The organism is Polaribacter sp., from assembly GCF_965656025.1.
Classification (GTDB): Bacteria; Bacteroidota; Bacteroidia; order Flavobacteriales; family Flavobacteriaceae; genus Polaribacter.
The window spans coordinates 1-15,920 of the sequence record NZ_CBFHJT010000001.1 but is presented as its reverse complement, the minus strand read 5'-3'; the positions used below and the strand labels follow the sequence as shown (position 1 = coordinate 15,920).

The following is a 15,920-nucleotide window of genomic DNA, read 5'->3' as shown; positions in this document are numbered from 1 at the left end:
CTGTAAACCTTCATTTTTAATTCTGATAAATTGGTTTGCCCTAATTTTGTAGATTTCTTTTTTTGGGCATTGCTATTAAATGTTGTTGTTAATAATAAAAATAGCGTGAATACTTTGCACAGCTTAAAGCCTAACAATTTTTTTGACATTATGTTTGTTTAAATAATTTTTTATAATGGTTTTAGCCAATTCTTTGTCTTCTATAGGTGTAAGCATTCTTTTTAAGATATCTAACTTATTTTCTTGATATGCTAAATTTGTAAATCCGTAACCAAAAACTTCATTATTTTCTATTAAAATAATGGCATGTTCTTCAATTTCTCTGCCTTTATCAATAATTAAAAAATCATCATTATTAAAGGGTTGTAAGTTGGGTTTTCTTTTCTTTCTAAAATTATATTTTGGTGATAAAGTTTCTAATTCTATATAATATTTTAAACGGGTAAATAAATCGTTACCTGTTTTTTCAAAAGTGATAGAATTAGCTCTATCTTGAATTTTTACAGCCCTTTTTGTTTGTTTTAAAAACAATCTATTTACTTCTGCTTTTACATTTTTACCACGTCCAACATAAATTACTTTTCCATCATCATCATGTATGTAAAATAAACCTAACTCTTTGGGTACAGCGTCTATTAGCTTTTGAAGTCTTTGTTTTTCAATTCGTCTATCGTAATATTTTACAGATTGTTGTATAATAGATTTATGGATATCTTTTTCTAATAATAATTTAAATAATTGTACGGTTGCCAAAGCATCACCAGAAGCTCTATGTCTATCTGTCATTGGTATACCCAATGCTTTGGTTAGTTTACCCAAACTATAAGAAGGTTGATCTAAAATTAGTTTCTGACTTAATTCTACTGTACAAAGTGTATTTCTGTTAAAGTCATAACCCAATCTCTCAAATTCGGTACTTAAAATTCTATAGTCAAAGGCTGTATTATGAGCAACTAAAGTGCAATCTGTAGTAATTTCTATGATTCTTTTAGCAACTTCGTAAAACTTGGGTGCATTGCGCAACATGGCATTGTTAATACCTGTGAGTTTTACTACAAATTTCTGGATTTCTTTTTCAGGATTTACTAGGCTAATAAATTGATCTACAATAGATTGCCCGTCAAATTTATAAATAGCAATTTCTGTGATGCCTTCTTCATTAAATTTGCCTCCTGTAGTTTCAATGTCTAATATTGCGTACAAATTATTTTTAATCGGGGTAATTGTTAATTTTAATTTCTGCTACCAAATATAGAACTTCCTACGCGAATCATGGTACTTCCGTTAGAAATTGCTAATAAATAATCGCCACTCATGCCCATAGATAGTGTTCTTAGTGATGAGTTTTGAGTTTTGAGTTTGTCAAAAAGATTTTTTAAAGAAGAAAACTCTTCTTCTAACTGTTGTTCGTCATCTGTAAATGTAGCCATTCCCATCAATCCAACAATTTTTATATTTTCTAATTCTTTTAATTTTGATGATTGTAAAATTTCTTCAATATCATTAAAAGACAAACCAAACTTACTTTCTTCTTTTGCAATTTTAGCTTGTAACAAACAATTGATGATCCTATTGTGTTTTTTGGCTTGTTTGTTAATTTCTTTTAGTGTTTTAAACTTGTCTACACCATGAATTAAATCGACAAAATGAGCCATGTATTTTACCTTATTACTTTGCAAGTGCCCAATCATGTGCCATTGAATGTCTTTTGGTAAAATCTCATATTTTTCTGCCATTTCCTGAATTCTATTCTCACCAAAAATACGCTGACCAGCATCATAAGCTTCTTGCAGATCTGCCACAGGTTTGGTTTTAGAAACTGCAACTAAAGTTACATTTTCTGGAATGGAGTTTTTAATTTTTTGTAAGTTTTCTTTTATCATCTTACGTTTCAGATTTTCAGGGTTTATAGAAATTAACGAGTGTCAGACTGAGGTTATTTAAGTCTTTTCACCATTAATCAATACTAATTTTTCAACAATGCTATAATTTGATTTGCTAATTCTAAACCAATTCTATCTTGTGCTTCTATAGTTGCTGCGCCAATATGTGGCGTTAAAGACATTTCTGGATTCATTAACAATTGAACAGCAGGTGTTGGTTCAGTTTCAAAAACATCTAAACCTGCAAATTGAACTTTGCCTTCTTCTATTGCTTTTACCAAATCTACTTCATTTAAAATACCACCTCTTGCAGTATTTACAATACCAACGCCATCTTTCATTTTTGCAAATTCTTCTTTGGTAATAATGTAATTGTCTTGTGCAGGCACGTGTAAAGAAATAAAATCAGCTTCTTTTAAAACTTCATCTTTTTCTATAGTACCTATTGTAAAAGTTAATTTTTGCCCGTTGAAAAACTCTAAAGTAATCGGTGCACTTAATACTTCATCATCAGCAGCTATTACTTGCATTCCTAAACCTAAAGCAATTTTTGCAACTTCTTGTCCTATTCTTCCAAAACCAATAATTCCAATAGTTTTGCCTCTTAATTCTATACCCTGTGAGTATGCTTTTTTTAATTCCTTAAAACGAGTATCACCTTCTAAAGGCATTTCTCTGTTAGAGGAATGTAAAAATCTTGCCATCCCAAATAAATGTGCAAAAACCAATTCTGCAACAGAACTAGAGGAAGCTTCTGGTGTATTTATGACGTGTAAACCTTGATCGATTGCATAATCTACATCAATATTATCCATACCAACTCCACCACGTCCAATAAGTTTTAAACTTGGGCAAGCATCTATTAATTCTTGTCGAACTTGTGTAGCACTTCTAACTACAATTGCATCTATATTGTGTTCGTTTATATAATTTTCTAGTTGATTTTGTGCAACTTTTGTAGTAATTACTTCAAATCCTCCTTTTTCTAAAGCGTCAAATCCACTTTTAGAAATTCCATCGTTAGCTAATATTTTCATTCTTAAAATATGTTCAAAATTTAATATTTAAAGTTCAAAGTTTATTTAATACCCAACATTTTTGAATATTAAATTCAAAACTTTAAACCTTTTTTTCTAGGGCTTGCATTACATCTACCAAAACCTGAACACTATATAAAGGTAAGGCATTGTACATACTTGCTCTGTAACCACCAACACTTCTATGCCCATTTAACCCATTAATACCTGCTTCTTGCCACATTTTATCGAAAGTTTCTTTATGAGACTCATCAACCAAATTAAAAGTGGCATTCATAATACTTCTATCTTCCTTGGCTACAATTCCTTTAAAAAGTGGATTTCTATCGATTTCTGCATATAAAAGTGCCGCTTTTTTATTGTTTACTTTTTCAATAAATAGAATACCACCTAAATCTTTTAACCATTCTAGAGTTAACATAGAAACATATACCGCAAAAACGGATGGCGTATTAAACATGCTATCTTTGTCTATATGAACTTGATAGTTCAACATAGAAGGAATATGCCTTTCTACTTTGCCTAAAATATCTTCTTTAATTATGACTAAAGTGGTTCCTGCAGGTCCCATATTTTTTTGTGCTCCAGCATAAATTAAGTCGAATTTTTCAAAATCTAACTGACGCGAAAAAATATCTGAACTCATATCACAAACCAAAGAAACATTGGTTTCTGGAAAGTTTTTAATTTGAGTTCCTGCAACCGTATTGTTACTTGTACAATGAAAATAATCTGCGTTTTCAGGAATTGTAAAATCTTTTGGAATGTAAGAAAAACCTTTGTCTTTTGATGAGGCAACTTCTACCAACTCGCCAAAAGCTTTGGCTTCTTTTATGGCTTTGTCAGACCAAGTACCTGTGTTTAAATAAGCTGCTTTTTTATTTAATAAATTATAAGCTACCATCAGGAATTCTAAACTAGCACCACCTTGTAAAAACAATGCTTTGTATCCCTTGTTTTCTAAACCTAATAATTCTAAAGCTAAACAACGGGCTTTTTCCATCACAGCAACAAAAGGTTTACTTCTGTGAGATATTTCTATCAATGATAAATCATCATTATTAAAGTTGATGATAGCCTCTGATGCTTTTTTTAGTACTTCTTCAGGCAGAATACAAGGACCTGCACTAAAATTATGTTTTTTCATTTTTTTTATATTTAATCATGTCATTCCCAACTTGATTGGGAATCTATTTTTATGGATTCCCTTTTTCAAGGGAATGACAAAATCGTTTGTTATATAGTTGATAAAAACTCCAACGTATTTACGCCATCTGCATAATCCCACAATTGTGGATTTTGAGTTTCCCCAAAAGCAACTTCGTTTTCTAGAAAGTCTTTGGCAACAATACACTGAATTTTCTCTCTATCTTCGTGTAATTTTATTTTTAAATCAATTTCATTATCATAATATTCGTAAAAAATGGTTGCAATAGGAGAGGAGTAACTTTCATCTTCCTTAATCATTAAAAAACCATTTTCTAGCAAATCAAACTCGCTCATTAAATATACAGCCTTATTGTAATCGTAATTATTGGCGTATTTGGCGTTGTTAATTAAGTCTTTTTTTACATACATTCCATTAAAAAAGTGATTGAAATCATAATCTTTAGGAACATACAACTTAGATACAGACCTGCAACCTAATCCAAAATAGGTAAAAACATCGTCAGATAATTTTTGCAATTCTTCTTCAGATTCATTGCCTCTTAAAACTGCTACAGAGTTTCTACTTTTTCGAATAATATTCGGCTTGTTTTTAAAATAATATTCAAAATAACGAGCAGTATTATCACTTCCAGTAGCAATTACTGCATCAAAATTTTCTAATTTTTGTTCAGTAAAGGTGATTTTTCCTTTAAAACCTTCTTCTACATACTCTAAATACTTGGCTAAAAAAGGTAAAAGGTGTTTGTCATTAGAAGATTGCTTTACCAATACAGCATGTCCAGCAATTAAAACCGATAAAAAGTCGTGAAAACCCACTAAAGGAATGTTACCAGCCATAACAATAGCTACCGTTTTTGATGTTGCTGTCTGAACATCATTCTTAGAAATCCATTTCTCTAAATTACTATTTGTTAAGGCTTTAGACCAATTTTCTAAGGCAAATAAAATATTTTCTTTGGTAAACCAAGAGTTATTTTCTTGTGCTAGTTTTAGTTGATGTTTAAAACCATCAAAAAACAAATCATTATGTACTACATGGTCTTTTTTATCAATTTTTTCTCTAGAAAATTGACTTAAAAAGGTGCCTAATTTGTTAAAAGCAGCAATTCTATCTTGAATAGGAGTCATTTATTTTGGATGTAACTTTTTTTGGCGTTATTTTTGCAATCACAAAGGTACAAATTAGAAAAGAAAATTATGGCAATTATAATAACAGATGAATGTATAAATTGTGGGGCTTGTGAACCTGAATGTCCAAACACCGCAATTTACGAAGGGGCAGACGATTGGAAATATGCAGATGGTACAGATTTAAGCGGAAATGTGGTTTTACCAAGTGGTAAATCTGTAAATGCCGATGAAGAACAAGAACCGATTTCTGATGAAGTGTATTACATAGCTCCAGACAAATGTACAGAATGTATGGGCTTTCATGAAGAGCCACAATGTGCAGCAGTTTGTCCTGTTGATTGTTGCGTGCCAGATGAAGATATTGTAGAAACAGAAGAAGAATTATTAGCAAAACAAAAGTTTATGCATAACGATTAGTGGCTGTTTTTTAGAAACAAGAAAATAAAGAAAAATCCTGAGTTTTAGACTCAGGATTTTTTTATTGAAACCCATTTAAGAAACTCGCCAACTCTTGTTGCCTTTGTTGTAATTTTTTAGAGGATTTTAAATCATCTTTGTAATCTGTTTTTTTCATGTAATAACCTTTTGTTATTGGTATAGAGAATGTGTTTTCTTTTTTTATTTGATAGTTAGAAAAAAATACTTCAGTAATTTCATTCATGTTAAATTCTAACTTTACAGAAAACTTTATTTTATGCCTTTCTGCTGAGTTTTCTATAAATTTAAAAGGTCTATTTGTATAGGTATATCTACCAACAGTTTCTTTACTATAGGCTAAATAATACTCATTGTTTTTGTTTTTTTGATATATTAAAGTTCCTGTTTGTTTATTTTCTGAATACTTAAAACCTAACAATAACTTTAGGTTTAAAGACTCTCCTTTTTTTCCTTCTGCAAATTGATAATTTACTTTAGAGATGGTAAAATCTTCTGGGTTGACATAAATTTTACCTTCATATTTTGCCTTCGATTTTCTGGGTTTAAAATAAATAACATAGTGGTTGCTATCTTTCAGAAATTCGTTAGCAAGTAATTGATGTTTATAATATTTTGTGTTTAAAAAATTAGCTTGGTCTTTATCTTTAAAAAATGCAGCTTTTTTGTAAACATCATCTACATAATTCATGGTTTTATAAGCTGTAAAACTGTTTTTTAAATCAGACGAATCTTTTAAAACTTCTGATTTCCCAAAAGCAACAGAATCTTCAACTTTAAAAATACCTGTTTTTACTTTATAGGTTTTGTTTTTATCTAAATATTTTAAAATTAGTTGTTTGGTTTGTTTCTGCAATTTGTCTATAGAAAAATTTTTACGAGTTTCTAAAACTTTAAAACCTAATACGCTATCTGTTTTTTTCTGTAAAAAATGCTTTTTTGCTTTTTCTGAGTAATAGTTTTTAGTTTCTAAAGTTCCTAAAAAAATCTTTGGTATATCTGGGTTACTTTTTTTAATGTTATCAGCAAAATTTTGCAGTTCTTTTTTGGCTAGTTTTTCTTTTTCACGATTTAATAAGGTACTCGATTTGAATTTTAAATCTATTTTTTTAAAATCAAAAAGCTGATTTTCGCTGATGTAAAAATTTGATTTCGTAGGATATAACACAAATTTTTTCTGCATACTTTTGGCTGTTTTAACCAGTAAAGAATCTAAAGTAACTTTGGCAATCGTTAGCTGAAACCCCTTTAATTGTGTGCTTTTTTCTTTTAAAGCAATCGTAAAGTATAATTTTTTAAGTTCGTTTAAAGCAATTGTTTTGGTTTCAAAACCTAATTTAGAAAAAGTAATGTAACTCACGTTTTTAATAGAAATTGTGAATTTTCCATTTTTGTCAGATACAGTACCTTGGTCTTTGCTGGTTTGTATCGCTACATTTTCTAAAGCTTCTTGTGAATTTAAGTTTATTATTTTTCCAATAATTTCTTGTGCTGAAACTGTAAAAGAGGATGTTATAAATAATCCAACAAAAAGTAATTTTTTAAGCATGTTTGGTTGATTTGTTCCAGAAAAATAGCGCATTTTTAAATTCCTAAATTAATAGTCCAATAAATTTAACAAAGTATTATCTTTGCATTCTCAAAATTTTAAGAATTTTAACCAAATTTAGGTTAATTATACTTTTTAAAATAAACTAATAGAAATGAAAGCTGGAATTGTAGGATTACCAAACGTAGGAAAATCAACCTTATTTAATTGTTTATCAAATGCAAAAGCGCAAAGTGCAAACTTTCCTTTTTGTACAATAGAACCTAATTTAGGGGTTGTAAATGTGCCAGATTCACGTTTAGAAAAACTAGAAGAATTGGTAAACCCAGAACGTGTTTTACCTGCTACTGTAGAAATTGTAGACATTGCTGGTTTGGTGAAAGGCGCAAGCAAAGGCGAAGGTTTAGGAAATCAATTTTTAGCAAACATTAGAGAAACAGACGCTATTTTGCACGTACTGCGTTGTTTTGATAACGACAACATTATTCATGTAGACAATTCTATTGATCCTGTTAGAGATAAAGAAACGATTGATATTGAGTTACAATTAAAAGACCTAGAAACTGTACAAAAACGTTTAGAACGTGTCAAAAGAACTGCAAAAACAGGTAATAAAGAAGCGCAAGTAGAATTAGAAGTTTTATTAAAAGTAGAAGCTACTTTATTAGAAGGTAAATCTGTTAGAGCTTTAGAATTTTCTGAAAAAGAAGAAGAATTTGTAAAACCTTTACAATTCATCACGGCAAAACCGGTGTTATACGTTTGTAATGTAGATGAAAATTCTGCAGTTTCTGGTAACGATTATGTAGAGAAAGTAAAAGCTGCTGTAGCGCATGAAAACGCAGAAGTTATAGTATTAGCAGTAGGTACAGAAGCTGATATTACTGAGTTAGAAGATTATGAAGAACGCCAAATGTTTTTAGAAGATATAGGCTTAGAGGAAGCAGGAGTTTCAAGATTGGTACGTTCTGCATACAAATTATTAAACTTACAAACCTACTTTACAGCAGGTGTAAAAGAAGTAAGAGCTTGGACCATTCCTATTGGATCAACTGCACCACAAGCTGCAGGTGTAATTCATACCGATTTTGAAAAAGGATTTATTAGAGCAGAAACTATTTCTTATGACGATTATGTTACTTATGGTTCTGAAACGAAAGTAAAAGAAGCTGGTAAAATGAGAGTAGAAGGTAAGGATTATATTGTAAAAGATGGAGATGTGATGCACTTTAGATTTAATGTGTAAACCCACTTTTTATATAAAATTATAAAAAATCCCAATAAGTAATTATTGGGATTTTTCTATAAGATCTCTAACCCATTTATTAGGAATCATATCAATAGTTAAGTTAATACGTTCTTCGCCGCAATTATTCAATACTTCATGTGGCTTTGTTAAATCTAAATACCAACATTCTCCTGGTTTCATATTTACAGGCTTTTTATCTAGATTAAACACCATTTTATCATTATTTAAAATCGGGATTGTTAAACGAATTACCGATTTTTCTACTTCTAAGCCTAATGTTGGGTCAGTATGTTCTTGTACAATTGAATTTGGTGCTAAACGCAATAATCTAACCAAAGTTACTTTGGTTTTTTCTTGAAAAGAGGTAACTATACTTTTTAAATAAGGTGATTTTTCTAAATCAGGGGTATTTAACCAATCTGTCCAAGAACCATCTGCATAATCTGTTGCTGGTGGTGGAAAAGGTAAAGAACTGTCTACCAAATGTGCAGGAGCTCTTAACTGAATTACTTTATAATATTCAAATTGTTCTAAAGCCAATACTTTAGTTTCTTCTTGAAGTTTTTGTACATCAAAATTTAAGGGTAATTGAATTCTATTGTTCACTTTTTTAGTGTCTTGTTTTTTTAAGTATGATTTTAAGAATTAAATGATGTCCAAAAATAGGATATTTTATTTCAGAATAATAGCGTGAAAATACTTGTTTTTATAATAAAAAAAATGCAATTACCTAGGATTTGCTAACGGTTTTGTTTATGATTTTTTATTGGTTAAATTTATCAAAAATTCGCCAGTACTTTCATAATTAATCAAATACTAGCAATGAATTATAGATACTGTTGTAAAACGTATTTTTATAAATCTAAAATCCCAAAAGTTTCTGAGAATGGAACATCAATACTAATTATATCGAACTTTGGATTTGTTCCTTTTTTCAATAAAGCTAAAGTGTTTTTTGAACGAACATCGGAAGTTACAAAATGACTAATAGTTTTATCTAAATCCGATTGAGCAAAAAGCTTTGAATCGTTTGGTATTATTGCTCGAGGTGATAGTTTCTCAACATTGATTTTATTCTGGGTAAAAATAATTTCTGCAAATTTTCCTGTCTTTTCTGCATCTTTTAAATTGAACGGAACAATTTGGACATTTTTTAGTGGTAAATCTTGAAGTTTTCCAAGAACACAATATTCTGCAATACTAATAGTAGAAATTTTTAAAGCTATTTCGTTTTCCAAGAAATATTTAAAATAACCTACAGCGTTTGAATGAAGTGGATCTTCATCATTAAGAAGTCTAATAAAAAAACTTGTATCTAATAAAACACTATGCTTCATATCCACCTCTTAAATTTAACAGCCATTCATCAGGATTAATACTATTCCAGCTTTTTTTGGCTTTTTTAATTAGTGAATTAAGGTAGTCGTTGTCAAATTTTGGGTGATAATCAATTAGTTCTAATAAAGAAAGTGATTTCGTGTCAATTTCGCCAGTTTCAATATTCTGTTTTCCACTCGCTCTAACACCAAATTTTTTATAAAGTAAATTTTCTTCTCTTTCCTTTAAAAATTCTTCTCCAGTTTCAATCGATAAATATCCATAATCTTTCGTGTCTAAATGGATGTTTGCTTTACTTTTTCCGCCAGCATCTTTCAGAATACCATAAAAATAGAACTCCGCTTCAACCCAAATATTTTCTGCTCTAAAATATTTTGTAGAAGGGTTAATCGTTAATTCATAGTCTTCTTTGAGAGAAGTTTTAATTTGAAATTCATAATTTTTTTGACGTGATAAATTTTGAATATTTTCAATTGCTCTAGCAGTTTTTAATTCCAGAAAGTCTATTGATTCATTAGCTTGGACTTGTCCTAACACAGCACTAAATCCAATTACTGTTTGAATGGTTGTTTTAAATAAATGTCTGACAGAACCTTCTTGAATATCATAAGCAATAATTGGTCTATCTTTTTTATTGTTTGGGTACAACAAGTCTTCAACATTCTGCAAAATAGTTGCAATATGTTTAATATCATAGTTGTCAGGACTTAAACTTTGATTGCCTGATTTTCCTACAACTCGGATTTCTATGTCTCCAATTTTTTCCACAATCCAAAGATACAATTATTTTAATATGCTTTATAAAATTATTAAACTTGCGCTTTTTTTTTAAATTTACACCAATATGATGTCGTTTTTAATGACTTATATCCGTTTTGCTGAAACAAGTTAAGCGCACGTAGCGAAGTTAGTTTTTTTGAGCTAAATAATCAACAGTAAAAACACTTGTTTAGTTCCCTTTTATTCTTTGCCACAAGTCTTTCATTAATTTTTTAGCATCTCTTTTTTCTTTCGGCTCTTCAATAAAAAAAGGAGTTCCTTTTGCATCAACTTCAATTTTATATTTGAATACAAAGTTTTTAGCGTTGGGTTGTATGCTTAAAGTACCAAATCGTAAATCATTAAAATATAGTGAATTATCTTTTTTATTGATGGTGTACCAACCTTTGGTAATAGCAATCATTCTTTTTGTTTTTGGGTGATTTGCTAAATCTCCTAACAAATAATGATTTTTAGGATAAGATGAAAAAATGATCGGATTTTTATCAAAAAAAGAGGAATTCCCAATTAAAAAAGCATTTTCAGTTTCTACGTTTGCTGTCCATAAAATAGTATTTAATGGACTTGGTTTGGTCTCAATTTCTGAATACACAATTTTTTGCGCAGCCAATTCTTTGGTAAATTTTTGGTAGGAAATTCCTTTTAAAATTAATGTTAGAGCTAAATAAGAACTACTAATAATTAAGCCACACTGGTTATAAAAACGTCTTTTTTTAGAAGTTCGTTTTTGAAACATCACTAAAACTAGAAACACCAAAAAAGGAAGTGTATAAAAAGGATCTATGACAAATACATTTTTAAAAGCTAATCGTATATTTAAAGGCCAAAATAATTGTGTTCCCCAAGTAGTTTGCGCATCTAAAATAGGGTGTGTTATGAGCGCTAAAAAGAAAAGTAAGGTCCAGTTTTTAAAACTTTTATAATTTTCATATTTAGAAACTATAAATCCCAAAAAAGGAGCAAAAAGCACAGAAAATAAAATAGAATGTGTAAATCCTCTATGAATTTCTAAGGCAGTTACTGTATCTGTAAAATACGATGCTAAAACATCTAAATCTGGTATGGTACCTGCAATTGCACCATACAAAATGGCTTTATTGCCAATTTTTCTTCCTAAAACAGCTTCTCCAACTGCAGCACCTAAAACTATTTGTGTTAAAGAGTCCAACTTTGTATATTTTGTTTAATAACTCTTGCTAAATTTTTTTTCTACTGAAAAGTTAATCAGGTTCATAAAATTATCGTGTACGCCCAAAGTAACATCTAATTTTAATTGTTGTATCAGATTTAAAATTTGATCTGATTTAAACTGTAAATCTGGTATAGAAATATAATTTTCGAAAATGCTACCAATCGTTTTATAATATAACTGCTCAAAAGAATTTAAGTTTTCAGGTTTCTCATTAACGTATTCGTAAGAATTCATATTAAAATACTCTAAAACCTTGCCAATATAATTTTTGTGTAATATTTGTTTAGGGTTTACAATGTTTAATTCTTTAATAGACGGATTTAAAAAAGCGTGCAGAATTGCTTTTGCAACAAAATCTACAGGAACAATATTTAAGCCGCTTTTTTTATCAATCCAAATTCTAAAATTTTCTATAGATTTATTTGCATATTTGTCTAAAAAGATTGCCCAAGCATAAAAAACATCAAATTTAGGTGTTTCAAAAAAAGGAGCATGTATTAATCTACCACAAATTATACTTGGTCTTAAAATTTGAGATTGTATCTTTTTTTGTTCGCAGATTTCTTTTACAAAACGCTCACTTTCATATTTAGATTTCTCATACGGATTTCTAAAATTTTTTGTGGTATAATTGGCAATGGTATCGTTTACTTTGGTGTTTTGTATCCCAAAAGAAAACGCAGTACTTATATAAATAAATCTATTAACGCTTGTTGGTAATTGTTCTAAAAGTTGTTTGGTAACTAAAAAATTCTGTGAATGCACAATGTTTTTAGAGTCTGCTGTACTTGCCAAATTTGTAGAACCAGCACAATGTATTACGGTATCAAAATTATACTTTTCTAAAGTGTTTTTTTGAATGGTTGTTAAATCTGTTTCAATGGTTGTAATTTTATTTAAACAATTTTCTAAACTAAATTTATTTAAAAATTTAGGCCTAGAATTATCTTGTAAGATAGCCAATAACCGTTCTTTTGCAGATTTTTCTCCATTTCTAATTACTACGTATAAATGGTTTACCGTTTTTTCTACAAGCGCTTTTTGTATCCACTCAAAAATAATATGGCTTCCAACAATTCCTGCACCACCTGTTAATAAACAATTCATAAATATTTTTCTATGTTCTTTAAAACGTAAAAATACTTCTTTATTAATAAAAAAATTATCCTCTTTTATGCAAAAAGTAAGGTTTTTGTTAATTTTTTATCTCTGGAGGTTTACCCTTTATAAAAAGGCAATTTTACAAGAGTTGCAGGAATCACTTTTTTACGAACCTGTATATGTATTCTTGTACCAGATTTAGCAAACAATGCAGGTACATAACCCAAACCAATTCCTTTTTGTAAACAAGGGCTCATGGTTCCAGAGGTTACGTTTCCAATTATATTTCCATTATTATCTACAATATCATAGCCTTGTCTTGGTATTCCTCTTTCATTCAGTTCAAAAGCAACCAAACGTTTTTCTGGTTTATGTTCTTTTTGTTTAGCCAAAGCTTCATGATTTATAAAATCTTTGGTAAATTTTGTGATCCAACCCAATCCAGCTTCTATAGGTGATGTTGTATCATCTATATCATTGCCATACAAACAATAACCCATTTCTAACCGCAAGGTATCTCTTGCTGCCAAACCAATGGGTTTAATACCATATTTTGCACCTGCTAAAAAAACGCGTTTCCAAATTTGTTCTACTTCGCTGTTTTTGCAGTAGATTTCAAAACCGCCAGAACCCGTGTAACCTGTTGCAGAAATTATTACGTTTTCAATACCAGCAAAATCTCCTACTTTAAATTTGTAAAAAGGAATGTCTGCCAAATCTAAAGAAGACAATGATTGCATAGCTTCCACAGCTTTTGGACCTTGAATTGCCAATAATGAGTAATCTTCAGACAAATCTTTTAATTCAGCATGAAATTCTTCATTGTATTTGTTAATCCAGTTCCAATCTTTTTCTATGTTAGACGCATTTACTACCAATAAATATTGCTCTTCTTTAATTCTGTAACAAATTAAATCGTCTACAATTCCATTTTCTGTGTTTGGGAAACAACTGTATTGTGCATCTCCAATGGCTAGTTTAGAAACATCGTTAGAAGTTACTTTTTGTAATAGTGCTAGAGCATTTTTACCAGATACCAAAAATTCTCCCATATGACTTACGTCGAATACACCCACAGCTTCTCTAACTGTTAAATGTTCTGCAGTTACACCTTCATATTGTACAGGCATATTATAACCAGCAAAAGGCACCATTTTAGCACCCAAAGAAACGTGTACATCGTTTAAAGCTATATTTTTCATTTGTAGATTTCTTAAAATTTGAGCTAAATTATTGAAAAATATACAATAAACCACAACTAATTTTTTGTTAATTTTTTCTTTTCCCAAATTTTTTATTTTACATTTGGTCATCACCCAAAAACAAATTAAAATGAAAATTTACAAGTTCCTATTCGTACTTTTTTTAGCCATCACTTTTAATACTTTTTCACAAACACCTACAGATTATTTAGATAAGGAGTTTCATAAAAGTAGAAGGGAAGCATTAAGAGCAAAAATGCCAGCCAATTCTGTGGCAGTTGTTTTTGCAAATCCGTTAAGAAACAGAGCGAATGATGTAGATTATGTGTTTCATCAAAACCCAAATTTTTACTATTTAACAGGTTATAGAGAGCCAAATGGAGTGTTGGTCTTGTTTTCAGAAAATCAAACAAATGAAGAAGGAACCACCTACAACGAAATTTTATATGTCCAAAAAAGAGATGCCAGAGCAGAACAATGGAATGGCAAACGTTTGGGAGTAGAAGGTGCAAAAAATGAGTTGGGTTTTAAAGTGGCAATGAATGCAGAAGAGTTTATCAATACCAATATCGATTTTAAAAAGTTCGATAGAATTTTTATAGAAAAATTTAACGACGATTATAGAAATTCAACCAGAGAAAGAGCAGAAATTTATGACTTAGTGCTTTCTTTCAAAGAAAAGGCGGCTTACAATCCAAAAAACTTTTTATCGCCTCTAAAAAAGCAAATTTACGAGATGGTAAAAGCGACACCCATAGAAAACAGTGCAAATGTGGCGCAAATAATTGGTAGAGCAGTGGCTTACGATCCTTCTTTAAAAAATGATACTGACTTAATTCAATACAAAGAAGCAACTTCTGATAAAGTTAAAAAAGACTTACAACAGAAAATTTCTTTAAAATTAGATGCCAAAACAAATATTGATGTTTCATTTTTATCATCAAACCTAGCTACGTTAAGAGAAGTAAAAACAGCAGCAGAACTAAAATTATTAACCAAAGCTGTGCGTATTTCTGCCATTGGTCAAGTAGAAGTAATGAAAGCGATGAAACCACACATGTCTGAAACAGAATTACAAGGTATACACGAATTTGTTTACAAAAAATATGGAGCAGAATACGAAGGTTACCCAAGTATTGTAGGTGCTGGTAACAATGGTTGTATTTTACATTATATAGAAAATAATAAAACAAAAGTTGGTAACGATTTGGTTTTAATGGATTTAGGAGCAGAGTATAGAGGCTACACAGCAGATGTTACTAGAACCATACCTGCAAATGGTAAATTTACCAAAGAACAAAAAGCCATTTATAAAATTGTTTTCGAAGCTCAAGAAGCAGGTATTGCAGCCTATAAAATTGGAGAAAGTATGGCAAAACCCAACCAGATTGCAAGGCAAATTGCCAATGAGGGTTTGTATAAATTAGGTATTATAAAATCTGTAGATGAAAGGCATCCTTATTTTCCTCACGGAACTTCGCATCATATAGGTTTAGACGTACACGATCCTGGTAATTATGGCAATTTCGAAGAAAATATGGTAGTAACTATGGAACCAGGAATTTACATTCCAGAAGGTAGCAATTGCGATAAAAAATGGTGGGGAATTGGAATTAGAATAGAAGATGATATTTTGGTAACCAAAAACGGGCCAGTAAACCTATCTGCAGAAGCCCCAAGAACTGTAAAAGAAATCGAGAAAATGATGGCAAAAAAATCGGTTTTAAACGATTTTGTATTACCTAATTTAGATAATTAATGAGCAAAGAACAACCCAATAACCCTTTACATGGCATTAAATTAGCCACCATGTTAGAACAATTGTATTTAGAATATGGTTGGGAAGAACTAGG

General features: G+C 30.1%; 16 protein-coding genes. 4 read left to right on the top strand and 12 right to left on the bottom strand.

What is annotated here, in order from left to right; translation table 11 throughout:
- Positions 1 to 123: 123 nt before the first annotated feature.
- The 5 genes from ACTG3S_RS00080 to ACTG3S_RS00060 all read right to left on the bottom strand — a co-directional run bounded on the left by ACTG3S_RS00080 (position 124) and on the right by ACTG3S_RS00060 (position 5,218).
- On the bottom strand, positions 124 to 1,203 hold the full coding sequence (locus ACTG3S_RS00080) for an exonuclease domain-containing protein (protein ID WP_439127334.1): 1,080 nt from the start codon (positions 1,201 to 1,203) through the stop codon (positions 124 to 126).
- A 29-nt stretch (positions 1,204 to 1,232) separates the two neighbouring features.
- Positions 1,233 to 1,895, bottom strand: coding sequence for a YggS family pyridoxal phosphate-dependent enzyme (locus ACTG3S_RS00075; protein ID WP_439127411.1), 663 nt, complete (start codon positions 1,893 to 1,895; stop codon positions 1,233 to 1,235).
- Between the two features lie 71 nt (positions 1,896 to 1,966).
- Entirely contained in the window at positions 1,967 to 2,920 is a 954-nt protein-coding gene (locus ACTG3S_RS00070) for a D-2-hydroxyacid dehydrogenase (protein ID WP_439127333.1), read from the bottom strand.
- 82 nt (positions 2,921 to 3,002) lie between these two features.
- Positions 3,003 to 4,067 carry a 3-phosphoserine/phosphohydroxythreonine transaminase gene (gene serC, locus ACTG3S_RS00065; RefSeq protein WP_439127332.1) on the bottom strand — a complete coding sequence of 355 codons (1,065 nt, stop codon included), beginning with the start codon at positions 4,065 to 4,067 and terminating at the stop codon, positions 3,003 to 3,005.
- Between the two features lie 89 nt (positions 4,068 to 4,156).
- A complete protein-coding gene (locus ACTG3S_RS00060) occupies positions 4,157 to 5,218 on the bottom strand; it encodes an acyl-CoA reductase (protein WP_439127331.1) in 1,062 nt (353 codons plus the stop codon).
- A 69-nt stretch (positions 5,219 to 5,287) separates the two neighbouring features.
- Here ACTG3S_RS00060 and ACTG3S_RS00055 point away from each other — a divergent pair, with 69 nt between their 5' ends.
- Entirely contained in the window at positions 5,288 to 5,638 is a 351-nt protein-coding gene (locus tag ACTG3S_RS00055) for a 4Fe-4S dicluster domain-containing protein (protein ID WP_439127330.1), read from the top strand.
- Between the two features lie 61 nt (positions 5,639 to 5,699).
- Here ACTG3S_RS00055 and ACTG3S_RS00050 read toward each other — a convergent pair whose 3' ends face one another.
- A complete protein-coding gene (locus ACTG3S_RS00050) occupies positions 5,700 to 7,238 on the bottom strand; it encodes a carboxypeptidase-like regulatory domain-containing protein (protein WP_439127329.1) in 1,539 nt (512 codons plus the stop codon).
- 121 nt (positions 7,239 to 7,359) lie between these two features.
- Between ACTG3S_RS00050 and ychF the strand changes: the two genes are divergently transcribed.
- The gene (gene ychF, locus ACTG3S_RS00045; protein ID WP_439127328.1) at positions 7,360 to 8,451 is read left to right on the top strand and encodes a redox-regulated ATPase YchF; all 1,092 of its coding nucleotides are present in this window, start codon (positions 7,360 to 7,362) and stop codon (positions 8,449 to 8,451) included.
- A 42-nt stretch (positions 8,452 to 8,493) separates the two neighbouring features.
- Here the strand turns inward: ychF and ACTG3S_RS00040 are convergent, their stop codons facing one another.
- The 6 genes from ACTG3S_RS00040 to gcvT all read right to left on the bottom strand — a co-directional run bounded on the left by ACTG3S_RS00040 (position 8,494) and on the right by gcvT (position 14,067).
- Positions 8,494 to 9,060, bottom strand: a complete 567-nt coding sequence (locus tag ACTG3S_RS00040; RefSeq protein ID WP_439127327.1) for an aspartyl/asparaginyl beta-hydroxylase domain-containing protein — start codon at positions 9,058 to 9,060, stop codon at positions 8,494 to 8,496.
- 248 nt (positions 9,061 to 9,308) lie between these two features.
- Positions 9,309 to 9,791 carry a type II toxin-antitoxin system VapC family toxin gene (locus ACTG3S_RS00035; RefSeq protein ID WP_439127326.1) on the bottom strand — a complete coding sequence of 161 codons (483 nt, stop codon included), beginning with the start codon at positions 9,789 to 9,791 and terminating at the stop codon, positions 9,309 to 9,311.
- On the bottom strand, positions 9,781 to 10,560 hold the full coding sequence (locus tag ACTG3S_RS00030) for a hypothetical protein (RefSeq protein ID WP_439127325.1): 780 nt from the start codon (positions 10,558 to 10,560) through the stop codon (positions 9,781 to 9,783). Before ACTG3S_RS00030 ends, ACTG3S_RS00035 begins: the two co-directional genes overlap by 11 nt.
- Before the next feature lie 181 nt (positions 10,561 to 10,741).
- Positions 10,742 to 11,740, bottom strand: a complete 999-nt coding sequence (locus tag ACTG3S_RS00025; protein WP_439127324.1) for a metal-dependent hydrolase — start codon at positions 11,738 to 11,740, stop codon at positions 10,742 to 10,744.
- A 15-nt stretch (positions 11,741 to 11,755) separates the two neighbouring features.
- Positions 11,756 to 12,871 carry an SDR family oxidoreductase gene (locus ACTG3S_RS00020; protein WP_439127323.1) on the bottom strand — a complete coding sequence of 372 codons (1,116 nt, stop codon included), beginning with the start codon at positions 12,869 to 12,871 and terminating at the stop codon, positions 11,756 to 11,758.
- A gap of 110 nt (positions 12,872 to 12,981) precedes the next feature.
- The gene (gcvT, locus tag ACTG3S_RS00015) at positions 12,982 to 14,067 is read right to left on the bottom strand and encodes a glycine cleavage system aminomethyltransferase GcvT (RefSeq protein WP_439127322.1); all 1,086 of its coding nucleotides are present in this window, start codon (positions 14,065 to 14,067) and stop codon (positions 12,982 to 12,984) included.
- A gap of 130 nt (positions 14,068 to 14,197) precedes the next feature.
- On the opposite strand from gcvT, the gene ACTG3S_RS00010 reads away from it, so the two are divergent.
- Together ACTG3S_RS00010 and ACTG3S_RS00005 are read left to right on the top strand one after the other, a co-directional pair.
- On the top strand, positions 14,198 to 15,826 hold the full coding sequence (locus ACTG3S_RS00010; protein WP_439127321.1) for an aminopeptidase P N-terminal domain-containing protein: 1,629 nt from the start codon (positions 14,198 to 14,200) through the stop codon (positions 15,824 to 15,826).
- The coding region (locus tag ACTG3S_RS00005; protein WP_439127410.1) for a VF530 family DNA-binding protein at positions 15,826 to 15,920 on the top strand (95 nt) is incomplete at its 3' end. The genes ACTG3S_RS00010 and ACTG3S_RS00005, both read left to right, overlap by 1 nt.